Source organism: Streptomyces sp. NPDC049577, from assembly GCF_040675635.1.
Lineage (GTDB): Bacteria > Actinomycetota > Actinomycetes > Streptomycetales > Streptomycetaceae > Streptomyces.
Map to the genome: position 1 here is coordinate 1 of NZ_JBFAPH010000169.1, position 14,083 is coordinate 14,083.

Sequence of the window (14,083 nt, forward strand, 5' to 3'; positions counted from 1 at the left end):
CATCGGCCCCTTCTTCCGACCGGCGTCAGAACGGCTGCCGCAGCCACAGGTCGAGAGCCGCGTAGTCGCCATCCGTGAGACCGCGGCGGGGATCGACCCGGTGGAGCAAGGCCCGTCCCGGGTGGTGGGCCGCGACCCAGGCCCGGTCGGTGTCGGTGACCTCGTCGTCGACCCAGGCGAACGGGCGCCCCGCCGCCCATGCGACGAGAGCGCGGGTCTTCCAGTGCAGCCCGTCGCGTGCGTCCTGCTCGTCGGCGTCCGAGGGCTCGGGCCAGACCACCACAGCCAGCTGCGGCAGACCAATACGGGGGGATATGCACTCGTTCGCGTCGGCCATCCATGTCGTGGCCCAGACCACTTCGCACGAGAGCGATGTCAGCCTGGGTCCGTGCTCGGGATTGATCCGGGTCAGGAGCGGATTCGCGTCGGCTTCGAGCGGCTCACGGCCTGTCGCGTAGGTCGGATACTGCTGCGGCGCCGCGCCGAAGGGGATAAGTGGTCCGTCGACGTCGAGAAACAGCAGCGGCCGCTGCACAGGGACAGTCACGGCAGAACGTTACCGAGCACTGCCGCAGGACGGCAGGCGCGCCCCGCGCCCGTGGCAGAGTGTCCCCATGAGCAACCTCGACCGCCACCCCGCGCCCACCCTGTGCGGTGGGCGCAACGACGTCCTCGCGCGGCCCGTGCGGGAATTGCTGCCCGCCAAGGACGTTCCGCTGGGCGAGAGCACCGTGGTGCGGCGGTTGCTGCCGAGCATGGGGCGGCGGATGGTCGGGGCCTGGTGCTTCGTCGACCACTACGGGCCGGACGACATCGCGGAGGAGCCCGGCATGCAGGTGCCGCCGCATCCGCACATCGGGATCCAGACCGTCAGCTGGCTGCACGACGGCGAGGTGCTGCACCGGGACAGCCTGGGCAGCCGGCAGACGCTGCGGCCGGGGGAGCTGGGGCTGATGACCTCGGGGCGGGGGATCGCGCACTCGGAAGAGTCACCGCGCGAGCACGCTCCCCTGCTGCACGGCGCCCAGTTGTGGGTCGCCCTGCCGGAGGCGCACCGGCACACCGCGCCCGTGTGGGAGCACCACGCGGAGCTGCCGCGCGTGACCGGTGGCGGCGGTCTGGCCGCCACCGTCCTGATGGGCGAACTGGACGGCGCGTCCTCTCCCGCCACCGCCTTCACCCCGATCGTCGGAGTGGACATCACGCTGGCGGCGGGCGCCTCTGCCCGGCTGCCGGTGGATCCGGACTTCGAGTACGCGGCGCTGACCATGTCCGGCGAGGCCGAGGTCGACGGGGTGCGGCTGGCCCCCGGCACGATGCTCTACCTGGGGTGCGGGCGGACGGAACTGCCGCTGCGGGCGGACGCCGACAGCGCGTTCATGCTGCTGGGCGGCGAGCCGTTCGAGGAGCGGATCGTGATGTGGTGGAACTTCGTGGCCCGCGCCCAGGCGGAGATCGAGCAGGCTCGCGGGGACTGGATGGCGGGGACCCGTTTCGGCGGGGTGGAGGGCTACGACGGGGCTCCGCTGCCCGCGCCCGGGCTGCCGCCGGTGCCGTTGAAGCCACGCGGAAGGGTGCGCTGACCCGGGAGTACCCAGTCTTCCGGTCAGGTAGATTCGTAACGATTCGGCTGTTCCGCGGAGTTGAATACCCGGTGGCGGGTCTTCATCCCTCAGGGGGGGCAGGGTCACCGGTTGAGCAGCGACTTCGTGATCGCGACGGAGGACGAGGCCAGAGCGGTCTCGCCGTCGTCGATGTCCCATAGAGAGTTCTGCAGCAGCCGCCCGAGCGTCCAACCGGTCGCGCGTGCGCGGTCCAGGCCGAGGACCTCCGTGAGTAGGTCGAAGCGGCGCCGCACGACGCGCAGGGGATCGTTCTTGGTGACGACGTCGTCCCACCGGCTGTCCAGGGCGGGCCAGAGGTCGAAGCCGGGGTCCCCGGCGAGCGGTTCGGGATCGATGGCGATCCACGGCTCACGCTGCGCGGCGAGTACGTTGTCGTAGTGCAGATCCCAGTGCAGCATCCGGTCTCCGGGCTCGCCTGCGAGCTCGGCCACCGCCGACGCCCAGCCGCGCAGGAGTTGCCGGTCTGCCCGGTCGGCCAGAGCCTCGACCGCCTTGGGAACCTTCTCCAGCATCTCAGCGGTGATGTCGCCGAGGCTGCGCAGTCCCTGGGGCGCAGGGACGCGGACCAGCCGGGCCTGAAGCTCGGTGAGGATGCCCATCGCAACGTCGTCGTCTTCGATCGAGGTCAGCGTGCGGGCGGCGTTCAGCCGCTCGAGGAGCATGGTGCTGGTTTCGGGATCGTGGTCGAGCAGCCGCACCATCCCGTCGCCGTTCCAGGTACGCAGTCCGATGAGTGCGGCGGTGGTCTCCTCTCTGGGCATCTGCAGTTTGAGGACCGCGCGCGTGCCATCCCTACGCAGCACCGGCAGCACCAGCGAGGCTTCCCCGGCTCCGACGACGCCGTCCCGTTTCAGCTCCCAGCGGTCCAGGAATTCCGAAGCGAGGGCCGGCAGGCCGGCGATCCAGGCCCGGCCCTCCTCGCCGAAGCCTCTGGCGTACGACACCGCCAAAAACTGCCGGACCTCGACCGCTTCCAACGTGCTCAAGTCATATGTCCTTCACCGGCGACCGCGTTTCCCGCTGCGACCTACCGGAGCACAGGGGACGGCCATGCCGTCGTCCGCCTTCGCCAGCCCCAGCGGACGGCAAGGCGTTTGAAGTAGTGCAGGAGAGAGAAGGTCTGCTCGACGACGTAGCGGAGTTTCTGGACCCCACGGTGACCGCACCACAGTTCGTCAGGGCCGGCAGGACGGCCGGACGCTGAGCAACTCGGTCCGTAGGACGGGCGTTCCGTCAACGGGCGCCGGGTCCTGGGTGGTTGGCTCGATACCACCGGCAGCGATCTTGTCGAGCGTCTTCAGGCCGGCGGCACCGACCGTGCCGAACACCGTGTAGTTCGGTCGCAGCGCGGAGTCACCGTACACGACGAAGAACTGCGAACCGTTCGTATTCGGCCCGGCGTTGGCCATCGCGAGCAAACCGCGCCCGTAAAGGCGGCGGACGCCGGTCGGATCGCTGGGTGCCGGCGGCAGGTCCACCGGCAGCTCGTCCTTGTACTGGTACCCCGGCCCGCCCTCGCCAGTGCCGGTCGGGTCGCCACACTGAAGGACCTTCAGCGTCGGATACGCCGTCAGCCGGTGGCACACCGTACGGTCGTAGAACCGGTGCCGCGCCAGGTGCACGAAGCTCTGTACCGTGCACGGCGCCTTCGCCCGGTCAAGACGCAGCGGGAGCGGGCCCTGGCTGGTCGGGACAGCCATATCGACCGTGCCGTGACTGGGGGTGTGCCGCGGGTCGGGCGGCAGGGGAACCGGCCGCGCCGCCGGCTCGTTCGGTGTCTGGGTGTACTGGCAAGGACCGTGCGTGGCTCGCGGCGGGGCATCGGAAGCGGAGGCGGTGGTGGTGCCCCCTGACACGACCAACGCTGCTGCCGCCAATGCGGTCACGAGAGCTCGATTCATCCTGCACACCCTCCAAAAGATCGCCAGATTTCGGAGCGGTCGCAGTCTAAAGCGCGGCCCGGCGGGCGAGAACCCGTCCGCAAGCCACCTCCCGATGGGTGCGCTGACCGGGTGGCCGGTGGCGGCGGGCTCGCCGCCACCGCTTCCGCCGGCGCCGCCCGGGACGGCTCAGGGCCGCGTGACCAGCGGAATCTCGCAGGCGTCGGAGAAGCCCTGCGACGTGACCCCGTGCGCGTTGTTGTTCCTGGTCGCCATGTTCACGAAGGCGATGTACGCGGTGAGCTCGACCATCGCCGCCGGGCCGAGCCGGTCGAGCAGGCTCGCGTACAGCTCGTCGGTGACGGTCGGCGGCGTGTTCGTCATGGCTTCGGCGTACTCGAGGACGTCCCGCTCCAGCGGGGTGAACACCTCCGACTCCCGCCAGCGCGGCACCTGGCTGGCCTTGGCCAGGTCCAGGTTCTCGTTCTGCGCCTGGAAGTAGCCGACGTCGAGGCACCAGCCGCAGCCGACCTGTGCCGCGACGGCCATGTGTGCGAACGACTTCAGGCTCGCGTCGGCCGCGTCCCACGCGGCCACCCTGCCGCCGAACTCCAGGTTGGAGGTGGCGACCTGGGGGCTGTGCCATGTCACCTCGACGGGCTCGGGCACGGCACCGAGTTGTTTGACCATGTTTTCGGCGAGCTCGGCGGGGAGCTCCGCCTTCGAAACGCGCAGCGTCATGCTGTCCTCCGTGGGGATGTGTTTGCCTGTCGTGAAGACACCCGCGGGAACCGCGGGTGCGACCACCGCCGGGTCAGATGCCCGGCTGTTCCGCGGACCGGCGGACCCGGCTCGCTTCGCGGAGAATCGCCCAGGCGTCCGCGACCGGGCCGAGGTGCCGGAGCTTGTCGGGGTTGATGACGGTGCGGATGGCCTGGATCCGGCCGTCGAGGATGTCGAGCGCCCAGGTGCCGAGGATCTTGCCGTCCCGAGCGCGGAGGATCGCGCCGGGCTGGCCGTTGACCTCGTGCAGTTCCACGACACCGCCGACCCCGGTGAACAGCGGGGCGAAGGCGGCGACCCGGCGGGCCACCTTGTCGATTCCGAAGGTGCCGTCCTTGCCCCACAGCGGGGCCTTGCCGCCGGCGTCGCCGACCATGTGCACATCGGCGGCGAGAACTTCCCGCAGCGCGTCGACGTCTCCCTCGCGGAAGGCGCCGAAGAACCGCTCGGCGAGTTCCTCGCGCTCGCGCCGGTCGGCCTCGAACCGGGGCCGGCCCGCGTCCATGTGGCGGCGCGCCCGCACGGTGAGTTGCCGGCATGCCGCCTCCGACCTGCCCACCGCCGAGGCGATCTCCGCGAAGCCGAAGGCGAACACCTCCCGCAGCACGAAGACCGCTCGCTCCAGCGGGGTCAGCCGCTCGAGCAGCAACAGGGCCGCCAGCGACACCGAGTCGGCCAGCTCCGCCGACCGCTCCGGGTCCTGGTAGGGGTCTTCGAGCAGCGGCTCGGGGAACCACGGACCGACGTACTCCTCCCGCCGCACCCGGGCCGACCGCAGCACGTCGATCGAGAGCCGGGTGACCACGGCCGAGAGGAACGACTTGGCGGAGGCGGGCTCCGTCGACGAGGCCTGGTAGCGCAGCCAGGTCTCCTGGACAGCGTCCTCGGCCTCGCCCACGCTGCCCAGGATCCGGTAGGCGATCGAGAACAGGAGCGGCCGCAGTTCCTCGAACTCCTCGGCCCGCGTCATGCCAGCTCCGTCTTGAAGCCCTGCCGCCACGAGGGGTAGCGCAGTTCCCAGCCGAGTTCGCGCTTGGCCTTGGCGTTGGAGAAGCCACGCCCCTCGGTCATCATGAGCACCGCGACCTCGCCGGCGAACAGCTTCGCCAGCCACACGGGCACGCGCATCGGTTTCTTCGCGCCCGCGCACGCGGCCAGATGGGGCAGCCACTCGTTCGCCGGGGCCGGATCGTCGTCGACGATGTTGAAGATGCCTCGCGCCTTCTGCTCCACCGCCAGGACGGTCGCGCTCGCCGCATCGTCGAGATGCACCCATGAGCTGTAGCCCGTGGCACGTCCCACCAGCGGGAACTGCCGCTTGCGGATCAGGTCCACCTGGTCGTCGATGGCACCCGGCCCGTAGAACCCGCCGTAGCGCAAGGCCGCCCCGCCGGCCCCCAGGACCATCTCCTCGAGGTGGCGGACCGCCGCCATGCCCGGGGCGGCGGACGTCCCCAGCATCGGGTCTGTCGGGTCTTCCTCGGTCTTCACCCAGCCGCCTTCGCGGATGCCGTTCCCGTTGGCGTAGCTCTGGGCGACGACATGGGGGACGCCAGTCGCCTCGGCGGCGGCCAGCAGGTGATTCGTCCCCTCGATCCGCAGCCGGTTGGTGGTGGCGAACCAGCGGTCCATGTGCTTGAGGTCGGGCTTGCCGGCGTGCGCCGGGGAGATCGCGGTCATCTGGTGCACGATCACGTCCGGCCGGGCCCGGGCCACCGCCTCGCCGACCGAGGCAGCGTCCAGGCCGTCCATGACGACCCCCTCCGCGCCCAGCCGCTGCACCAGCCCCACCTTGGTCGCACTCGTCGTCGTCGCGGTCACCTGGTGCCCGCGGGCAACGAGCTGCGGAACCAGCCGCCGCCCCAGCACCCCGGTTCCGCCTGCCACGAAAACCCGCATGACCTTCACCTTCCGCTTCGCACGCGTCCCTCTGCCACCCGAGACGAGACAGCCCCGCTCCTTGTGACATCGACGGCGAAGAGGATTCCGGCGGCGGCGCCGCCCGGTGGCGCTCACGCCACGGGGGCGGGTGCGCCGACCCCGCCGGGCGGCCGCGCGCGGCGCGCCCCGGTCAGTGACGGCCGGGCACGAGGACCTTCTTGCCGTTCTGGTTCAGCGGGACCGGAATGGTCTGCTGCCCGACGGCGCGCTTCTGGCGGCCGTCGAGCGGCTTCTGCACCGCGTTGATGCTGAGCGAGACGCCCTGGCCGCCGGAGAACCTGCCCGCGGCGAACGCGTTGACGCCGTTCGACGTGATCTCGTAGCCCGTCGTGTCGGTGATGCCGTGCGACTGGCAGTCGCGGAACACCTCCTCGATGGGGACGAACCAGAGCCAGTGGCGGTCACCGTCGTGATTGAGGTCGACCTTCTCGTTGAACCAGATCGCCACGCTTCCCGTCAGGGCGACGGTGGCCGTCCAGTCGATGTCGTACGTCTGGGTGCCGACCACCAGTGACGCCTCGACGACCGACTTCGCCGGGATCTTCAGGGGCAGGTCGACGCTCCAGTTCTGCGTCTCCTTGTGCGAGAACTCCTGAGTCGAGGAGAGGCTCGCCTCGATGGACGTGGTCTCGCTGACCTTGGCGACCGCGGGGATCTCCGCCGAGACCTCCATCGTGACGCCGATCTTCAGCGATTCCGTCACCGAGATCCGCAGGTCCTGTTCGGTCGTTCTGCTCTGCTTGTAGGTGACCTGCTGCTCGACGTCCGTGCCGTTGCGGTAGTTGGTGGACACGGAGCTGACCTGACCCGGGACCGGGGACGGGGCGCTGGGGTCGTAGGTGATGCCGTGGTACGCCGCGGCCACCTGGTACTTGTGGTAATCGCCGAGGGCGCCCTGCTTTCCGTAATCCGTGGAAGCGGTGAAGCGGCAGCCGTTGGACTGGGGGAATCGCTCCCGGGCCAGCCACTTCCCCCACTCGTCCGTTATCTCCTGCAGCGTGCGCGCGGCGGCTTTGTTCTGGCGCGAACTCGGCGCGGCCGGTGCGGCGTTGGCCGAGGTCGCTGTCGCGAGGGAGACCGGTACGGCCGCTGCGGCGCCGACGGCGGGGGCGAGGGTGAGAAGGCGACGCCTCGAAAGCTGGCTCATTGAATTCTGTACCTTCTTGCGGTTGTGGGGGTGGACGGGCGGTGGACAGCGCGAAATGGCCCTGTTGGCAAGGGAATTCGCGGTCACCCGTGTTGCCTGGAACTTTAGTCAAGAAATCCCCAAGCGCAACAGTGGTGATCACCCGTCACTCACGTCCCCGGCGTCCCGGCAACTGCCGGGCCAGTGCCGGATCTGACCCTGAACCAGGAAAATGACATAGTCATGACCACTCATTCATAAGCGGAACCGCAGGTCACCTCATGGATGCGTATATTCCGTCGAGGCCGTTGTCAGTGCGCTGTCCTACGCTCTGAACCATGTCGGCCTCAGATGACCCCCTTGCCTCCGCGCGCCCGGACCCGGCCGCGGTGAACGCGGAGATCCGCGCGTTCCTCACGGCACGTCGTGGTCGCGCGCTGACCCCCTCCGAGCGCGCCGAGTACGAGGCCCTGCGCGCCCTGTGGGTGGAGGCGGTGCGGGCGGGCCTGGGCAAGGCGGCCTGAGGAGGGCGAGGATCCCCCGCTCTCAGAGGCCGGCGGCCTCGGGGACCCGGCGGGGGCGGTGGCGACTGGCCGCGGTGCGCAGCGTGAGGTCGGCGAGGGCCTCGGGGGCGCCCTTCTGTCCGCGTATGCCGGGGAACGCGTTGATGTCCACGATGAGGGGCTCGCCGCCCGAGTCGAGGAGATCGACGCCGTAGACGTCCAGGGCGAACACCTCGCCCGCGCGGCGGACGGTCTCCAGCCAGTCCGCGGGCAGGTCGCCGAGATCGACGGTGCGTGTGTGCTTCTCCGGTATGCCCGCCGCGGCCGTGGCGAGTTCCGAGCGGCGCAGGCCGGCGAAGACCCGGTCCCCGACGACCCACATCTTGTGGTCCCAGCCCGGGTTCGGTGTGAAGGGCTGGACGACGACCGGCTCGTCCCCCCAGCTCTCCGTGAGCGTGCGCAGCTCCCGCTCGTCGTCCACCCGCGCGACGAGGTCGTGGCGGCGGCTGTGGCGGCTCTTGACGACGACCGGGGTGCCGTCGAGGACGAGGTCCGAGAGCGCGGGCAGGGTGCGGGTGGCCGCGAAGGGCAACCCGGCGCGCTGGGCCAGCTCCGCCATGGCGGTGCGGTCCTGGCACAGCTCGGTGGACGCCGCCGAGTTGAGGACCGGGACGCCGCGCTCCTCCAGTGTGCGGGCCAGGGCCAGGGCCCTGGGTGTCCGGGACTTCAGCAGGCAGACGTCGGCGGGCCCGGGGTCGGGCAGGGGGTGATCCCCGTCCCCGGACGGATCCAGCCAGTCCACCGTGTGGTGGGGGGTGAGCAGCGCCGTGGCGGCGGCCAGCAGCGGATGGTCGGGGGCCGGGGTCAGCAGGAGGACCCTCATGCGCCGCCCACCGCCAGTACCGGCGGGGCGGGCGGGGCCGGCCAGGCCGGGAACTCGCCGGGCTGCTGGCCGCCGGCGTGCGCGAGCCGCAGGATGGCCCAGGCCACCCGGGCCACCGCGTCGGGCACCCGGCGGAAGCTGGGGAAGTCGTTGACGTCGACGACGACCGGGCCGTCCGGGCCGAGGACGACGTCCACCCCGTACAGATCGAGCCCGAACACCGCACCGACCTCGGTGGCGATCCGGGCCACCTCGGGAGTGAGCGGCACGTGGCGCTCGCGGGCCGGCTGTTCCGGGTGGAGCGGGGAGCGGCGCTCGGTGGCGTAGAGGTCGCCGTCGACGCAGTAGACCTTGAGGTCGACGCCCGAGTTGGGGACGTAGGGCTGGGCTATGAGCATGCCGGACGCGGTGTCGGCGTCACCGGGGGCCGGCAGCCGGTCCGGGGATTCCACGAGCCGTACGGCGCGGCCGGAGCTGCCGTCGGCCGGCTTGACCACCAGCGGGTAGAGCGACTCGGGCAGTTCCGCGAACTCCTCCGCGCGCGCGGCGGCGTACGTCACCGGCACGGGCAGGCCGCGGGCCTCGCCCACGACGGCGGCCAGGGCCTTGTCCCGGACGCCGCGGATCGAGCGCGCGTCGTTGACGGTCGTCAGGCCGACGGCCGAGGCGGCCTCCAGCAGGGTGAGCCCGGGCCCGCCCGAGACCGTCTTGAGCACCCAGGCGTCGTGGTCACCCGCCCGTACCGTCTCGGAAAGGGCGATCAGGGAGCTTCCCGGCCGCAGCACATCCACCCGGTGGCCCCAGGCCGTCAATTGGCGGATGACGTCCACCGGCATGCCGTCGTGCCGGTACTGCTCCTCCACCAGGAAGCAGAGTCTCATGTGGTGCATCCTCGAAAATCCCCGGGGGTCCGCCGGTCCGATACGGCGGACTGTGACGGCTCAGGATGTCATGGGCGGCGGCCTTCTCCGTCATCCGTACCCGGGAACTACGGACAGGTCGGGATGGTTGGTCAGCACAGTGAGTACGAACGCGTACGATCGCAGCCCGTCTCACCCCGTATACCCGTATAGAGGAGCATGAACGTGAGCCTGTACGAGATTCCCCTGCGCACGCTGTCCGGTGAGCCCGCCTCCCTGGCCGACTACCGCGGTCGCGCGCTGCTGGTGGTGAACGTGGCCTCCAAGTGCGGGCTGACCCCGCAGTACACGGGCCTGGAGCAGTTGCAGGAACGCTACGCCGGGCGGGGCTTCAGCGTGCTGGGGTTCCCCTGCAACCAGTTCGCCGGGCAGGAGCCGGGCACGGCGGAGGAGATCGCGGAGTTCTGCTCGGCGACGTACGGCGTGAGCTTCCCGCTCTTCGAGAAGACGGAGGTCAACGGCGAGGCCCGGCACCCGCTGTACGCGGAGCTCACCCGGGTGGAGGACGCCGAGGGCGAGGCCGGGGACGTGCAGTGGAACTTCGAGAAGTTCCTCCTGTCGCCCGAGGGTGAGGTCGTGGGCCGGTTCCGGCCGCGGGTGGAGCCGGAGGAGCTGGCGGGGGCGATCGAGGCCGTGCTGCCGGCGTAAGGGCCCGGGAGGGGTTCCCGGGGGCCCGGCCGGGCCCCCGGGTCCTCAGGCTCCCCGGAATGCCCGCAGCAGGCGTTCCGCCGCCGCGCTCGCCGTCAGGGTGCCCTCCCGGACGGCGTCTTCCAGGCCGGGGCCCATCCGTCGTACCTCCGGGTGGTCGCGCAGCTCGGTCAGGAGCTGTTCGCGGACCATGGTCCAGACCCATTCGACCTGCTGTGCCCGCCGGCGCCCGGCCAGTTCGCCGGTCGCGTCGAGGACGCGGCGGTGCTGCTCGATCCGCTCCCACAGCACGTCCAGGCCCGTGCTCTCGCGGGCGCTGCAGGTGAGGACGGGCGGGTTCCAGGCGGCGTCCGGCGGCTGGAGCAGCCGCAGGGCGCCGGCCAGTTCGCGGGCCGCGGCCTTCGCGTCGCGCTCGTGCGGGCCGTCGGCCTTGTTGACGGCGACGAGGTCGGCCAGTTCCAGGACGCCCTTCTTGATGCCCTGGAGCTGGTCGCCGGTGCGGGCGAGGGTGAGCAGCAGGAAGGTGTCGACCATGCCGGCGACGGCCGTCTCGGACTGGCCGACCCCGACGGTCTCGACGAGGACGACGTCGTAACCCGCCGCCTCCATCACGACCATGGCCTCGCGGGTGGCGCGGGCCACCCCGCCGAGGGTGCCGGCCGTCGGCGAGGGGCGGACGAAGGCCGCGGGGTCGACGGCGAGGCGCTCCATGCGTGTCTTGTCGCCGAGGATGCTGCCGCCGGTGCGCCCGGAGGACGGGTCGACGGCGAGCACGGCGACCCGGTGGCCGAGCCCGGTCAGCATGGTGCCGAAGGCGTCGATGAAGGTCGACTTGCCGACGCCCGGCACACCGGTGATCCCGATGCGCCGGGCCGCGCCCGCGTGCGGCAGGAGCTCGGTCAGCATGCGCTGGGCGAGCTCCCGGTGGTCGGCCCGGGTGGACTCCACGAGGGTGATGGCGCGCGCGACGGCCGCTCGCCTGCCGTCGAGCACGCCCTTGACGTAGGCGTCGAGATCGATCGCTCGTGCCATGGGTCAGGGGCTCACAGTTCGTGGCCGAGGGCCTCGGCCAGGGTCTTGAGCAGGTCGTGGGCGGCGTCGGGGATGACGGTGCCCGGCGGGAAGACCGCGGTGGCGCCCATCTCCAGCAGCAGGGGCACGTCCTGCGGCGGGATCACGCCGCCGACCACGACCATGATGTCCTCCCGGCCCGCTTCCGCCAGTTCCTCGCGCAGCGCCGGGACGAGCGTGAGGTGGCCGGCCGCCAGGGAGGAGACACCGACGATGTGCACGTCGGCCTCGACCGCCTGTCGGGCGACCTCGGCGGGGGTCTGGAAGAGCGGGCCGACGTCGACGTCGAAGCCGAGGTCGGCGAAGGCGGTGGCGATGACCTTCTGGCCGCGGTCGTGGCCGTCCTGGCCCATCTTGGCGACGAGGATGCGCGGGCGCCGGCCGTCCTCGCGCTCGAACGCCTCGACGAGCTCGCGGGTGCGCTCGACCCCGGACGACGGTCCTGCCTCTTCGCGGTACACACCGGAGATCGTACGGATCTGCCCGGCGTGCCGGCCGTACACCTTCTCGAGTGCGTCGGAGATCTCACCGACGGTCGCCTTGGCGCGGGCCGCGTTCACGGCGAGGGCCAGGAGGTTGCCGTCGAGGTCCGGGCCGGGGCCGGCCTCGGCGGCGCGGGTGAGGGCGTGCAGGGCGTCCCGGCAGGCGGTCTCGTCGCGTTCGGCGCGCAGCCGGCGGAGCTTGTCGATCTGCTGGGCGCGGACGGAGGTGTTGTCGACCTTGAGGACGTCGATCTGCTCGTCGCTGTCGACCCGGTACTTGTTGACGCCGATGACCGGCTGGCGGCCGGAGTCGATGCGGGCCTGGGTGCGGGCCGCGGCCTCCTCGACCCGCAGCTTGGGGATGCCGGCGTCGATGGCCTGGGCCATGCCGCCGGCCGCCTCGACCTCCTGGATGTGCTGCCAGGCGCGGCGGGCGAGGTCGTGGGTGAGCCGCTCGACGTAGGCGCTGCCGCCCCACGGGTCGATGACCCGGCAGGTGCCCGACTCCTGCTGGAGGAGCAGCTGGGTGTTGCGGGCGATGCGGGCGGAGAAGTCGGTGGGCAGGGCGAGCGCCTCGTCGAGGGCGTTGGTGTGCAGGGACTGCGTGTGGCCCTGGGTGGCGGCCATCGCCTCGACGCAGGTGCGGGCCACGTTGTTGAAGACGTCCTGCGCGGTCAGGGACCAGCCGGAGGTCTGGGAATGGGTGCGCAGCGACAGCGACTTGGTGTTCTTCGGGTCGAACTGCTTGACCAGGCGCGCCCACAGCAGCCGGGCGGCCCGCAGCTTGGCGATCTCCATGAAGAAGTTCATGCCGATCGCCCAGAAGAAGGACAGGCGGGGCGCGAAGGCGTCCACGTCGAGGCCGGCGCCGAGGCCGGCGCGCAGGTACTCGACGCCGTCGGCGAGGGTGTAGGCCAGCTCCAGGTCGGCGGTGGCCCCGGCCTCCTGGATGTGGTAGCCGGAGATGGAGATGGAGTTGTAGCGCGGCATCTTCCGCGAGGTGTACGCGAAGATGTCGGAGATGATCCGCATCGAGGGCCGGGGCGGATAGATGTAGGTGTTGCGGACCATGAACTCCTTGAGGATGTCGTTCTGGATGGTCCCGGCCAGCTTCTCGGGCGGTACGCCCTGCTCCTCGGCGGCGACGATGTAGAGGGCGAGGACGGGCAGGACGGCGCCGTTCATCGTCATCGACACGCTCATGCGGTCGAGCGGGATACCGTCGAAGAGCTGCCGCATGTCGTAGATCGAGTCGATGGCGACGCCCGCCATGCCGACGTCGCCGGTGACGCGGGGGTGGTCGCTGTCGTAGCCGCGGTGGGTGGGCAGGTCGAAGGCGACGGACAGGCCCTTCTGGCCGGCCGCGAGATTGCGGCGGTAGAAGGCGTTGGACTCCTCGGCGGTGGAGAAGCCGGCGTACTGCCGGATGGTCCACGGCTGGTTGACGTACATGGTGGGGTACGGGCCGCGCAGATAGGGCGCGATGCCCGGGTAGGTGCCCAGGAAGTCCAGTCCGTCGAGGTCCTCGGCGGTGTAGAGGGGCTTGACCCCGATGCCCTCGGGGGTCTCCCAGACGTAGTCCTCGGCGCTCTTGCCGGTGCTCTCCTTGAGGGCCGCGCGCCAGGCCGCCGCGTCGGCGGTGCCGGACGCCGGGCCCAGGTCGATGCCGGAGAAGTCGGGGATCCGCATCACGCCACTCCCATGTGGTCGAGGAGGGAGGAGAGGACGGCGACCGCGTCGCCGCCCGCGAAGACGAACTCGTCGACACCGGCCCGCAGATACGCCTCGCGCTGCTCGCCGCGGGGCTTGCCGGCGAGGAGGATCCGGGTGGCGCCCGCCTGCTTCAGCGCCGCCGCGAGGGCCTCTGCCTGCTCGGCGTAGAGCGCGTCGCTGGAACACAGGCAGGCGATGTCCGCTCCGGCGGCCGCGAGGGCCGCACCGGCCGAGTCCGCGTCGACCGAGGCCGGTTCGTGCACCGGTTCGATGCCACCGGCCTGGAGGAGGTTGGCGGCGAAGGTGACGCGGGCGGTGTGCGCGGCGGCGGTGCCGAGAGCGGCCAGGAACACCCGTGGCCGGGCGCCGGTGGCGGCGAGGTGTGCGTCGGAGCGGGCCCGCAGCGCCTCGTACGCCTCGTCGCGGCGCACGCGGGGCAGTCCGCCGGTGGGCGCGGGCGGGGCGGGTTCGCGCTGGACGGGGGCCTCGCCGAGGTGCGGGAACTCGC

The 14,083-nt window shown here is 71.3% G+C and carries 14 protein-coding genes and 1 pseudogene; 3 read left to right on the plus strand and 12 right to left on the minus strand.

All coding sequences use genetic code 11. The features are described from left to right. Nucleotides 1-25: 25 nt before the first annotated feature. A complete protein-coding gene (locus tag AB0K09_RS19610) occupies nucleotides 26-547 on the minus strand; it encodes an HAD domain-containing protein (RefSeq protein WP_366066641.1) in 522 nt (173 codons plus the stop codon). Between the two features lie 67 nt (nucleotides 548-614). Between AB0K09_RS19610 and AB0K09_RS19615 the strand changes: the two genes are divergently transcribed. Further along, nucleotides 615-1,583: a pirin family protein gene (locus AB0K09_RS19615; RefSeq protein ID WP_366066642.1), complete on the plus strand. Its 969-nt coding sequence runs from the start codon at nucleotides 615-617 to the stop codon at nucleotides 1,581-1,583. Between the two features lie 104 nt (nucleotides 1,584-1,687). On the opposite strand, the gene AB0K09_RS19620 is transcribed toward AB0K09_RS19615, so the two are convergent. The 6 genes from AB0K09_RS19620 to AB0K09_RS19645 all read right to left on the minus strand — a co-directional run bounded on the left by AB0K09_RS19620 (nucleotide 1,688) and on the right by AB0K09_RS19645 (nucleotide 7,376). Further along, on the minus strand, nucleotides 1,688-2,611 hold the full coding sequence (locus AB0K09_RS19620; RefSeq protein WP_366066643.1) for an aminoglycoside phosphotransferase family protein: 924 nt from the start codon (nucleotides 2,609-2,611) through the stop codon (nucleotides 1,688-1,690). A 189-nt stretch (nucleotides 2,612-2,800) separates the two neighbouring features. After that, nucleotides 2,801-3,325, minus strand: coding sequence for a peptidylprolyl isomerase (locus AB0K09_RS19625; protein WP_366066644.1), 525 nt, complete (start codon nucleotides 3,323-3,325; stop codon nucleotides 2,801-2,803). 369 nt (nucleotides 3,326-3,694) lie between these two features. Then, nucleotides 3,695-4,246, minus strand: a complete 552-nt coding sequence (locus tag AB0K09_RS19630) for a carboxymuconolactone decarboxylase family protein (protein WP_366066645.1) — start codon at nucleotides 4,244-4,246, stop codon at nucleotides 3,695-3,697. 73 nt (nucleotides 4,247-4,319) lie between these two features. Further along, the gene (locus AB0K09_RS19635) at nucleotides 4,320-5,258 is read right to left on the minus strand and encodes an RNA polymerase sigma-70 factor (protein WP_366066646.1); all 939 of its coding nucleotides are present in this window, start codon (nucleotides 5,256-5,258) and stop codon (nucleotides 4,320-4,322) included. Next, the gene (locus AB0K09_RS19640; protein WP_366066647.1) at nucleotides 5,255-6,187 is read right to left on the minus strand and encodes an NAD(P)-dependent oxidoreductase; all 933 of its coding nucleotides are present in this window, start codon (nucleotides 6,185-6,187) and stop codon (nucleotides 5,255-5,257) included. Before AB0K09_RS19640 ends, AB0K09_RS19635 begins: the two co-directional genes overlap by 4 nt. 172 nt (nucleotides 6,188-6,359) lie before the next feature. Further along, the gene (locus AB0K09_RS19645; RefSeq protein WP_366066648.1) at nucleotides 6,360-7,376 is read right to left on the minus strand and encodes a cytotoxin leucocidin; all 1,017 of its coding nucleotides are present in this window, start codon (nucleotides 7,374-7,376) and stop codon (nucleotides 6,360-6,362) included. 317 nt (nucleotides 7,377-7,693) lie between these two features. On the opposite strand from AB0K09_RS19645, the gene AB0K09_RS19650 reads away from it, so the two are divergent. Next, nucleotides 7,694-7,879 (plus strand): hypothetical protein, encoded by a 186-nt coding sequence (locus AB0K09_RS19650; protein ID WP_366066649.1) that lies wholly within the window; start codon nucleotides 7,694-7,696, stop codon nucleotides 7,877-7,879. Nucleotides 7,880-7,901: 22 nt separating this feature from the next. Here AB0K09_RS19650 and AB0K09_RS19655 read toward each other — a convergent pair whose 3' ends face one another. Then, nucleotides 7,902-8,741 (minus strand): alpha-L-glutamate ligase, encoded by an 840-nt coding sequence (locus AB0K09_RS19655; protein ID WP_366066650.1) that lies wholly within the window; start codon nucleotides 8,739-8,741, stop codon nucleotides 7,902-7,904. Beyond that, nucleotides 8,738-9,622 (minus strand): hypothetical protein, encoded by an 885-nt coding sequence (locus tag AB0K09_RS19660; RefSeq protein ID WP_366066651.1) that lies wholly within the window; start codon nucleotides 9,620-9,622, stop codon nucleotides 8,738-8,740. The genes AB0K09_RS19655 and AB0K09_RS19660 overlap by 4 nt, the downstream gene beginning before the upstream one ends. A gap of 204 nt (nucleotides 9,623-9,826) precedes the next feature. On the opposite strand from AB0K09_RS19660, the gene AB0K09_RS19665 reads away from it, so the two are divergent. Next, nucleotides 9,827-10,309: a glutathione peroxidase gene (locus AB0K09_RS19665; protein WP_366066652.1), complete on the plus strand. Its 483-nt coding sequence runs from the start codon at nucleotides 9,827-9,829 to the stop codon at nucleotides 10,307-10,309. A gap of 45 nt (nucleotides 10,310-10,354) precedes the next feature. Here AB0K09_RS19665 and meaB read toward each other — a convergent pair whose 3' ends face one another. The 3 genes and pseudogenes from meaB to AB0K09_RS19680 all read right to left on the minus strand — a co-directional run. Then, nucleotides 10,355-11,341, minus strand: a complete 987-nt coding sequence (gene meaB, locus AB0K09_RS19670) for a methylmalonyl Co-A mutase-associated GTPase MeaB (protein ID WP_366066653.1) — start codon at nucleotides 11,339-11,341, stop codon at nucleotides 10,355-10,357. Nucleotides 11,342-11,352: 11 nt separating this feature from the next. Next, complete coding sequence (gene scpA / locus AB0K09_RS19675; protein WP_366066654.1) at nucleotides 11,353-13,551, minus strand: methylmalonyl-CoA mutase; 2,199 nt, start codon at nucleotides 13,549-13,551, stop codon at nucleotides 11,353-11,355. Further along, a pseudogene (locus AB0K09_RS19680) lies at nucleotides 13,551-14,083 on the minus strand (methylmalonyl-CoA mutase); the annotation flags it as partial. The gene scpA and the pseudogene AB0K09_RS19680, both read right to left, overlap by 1 nt.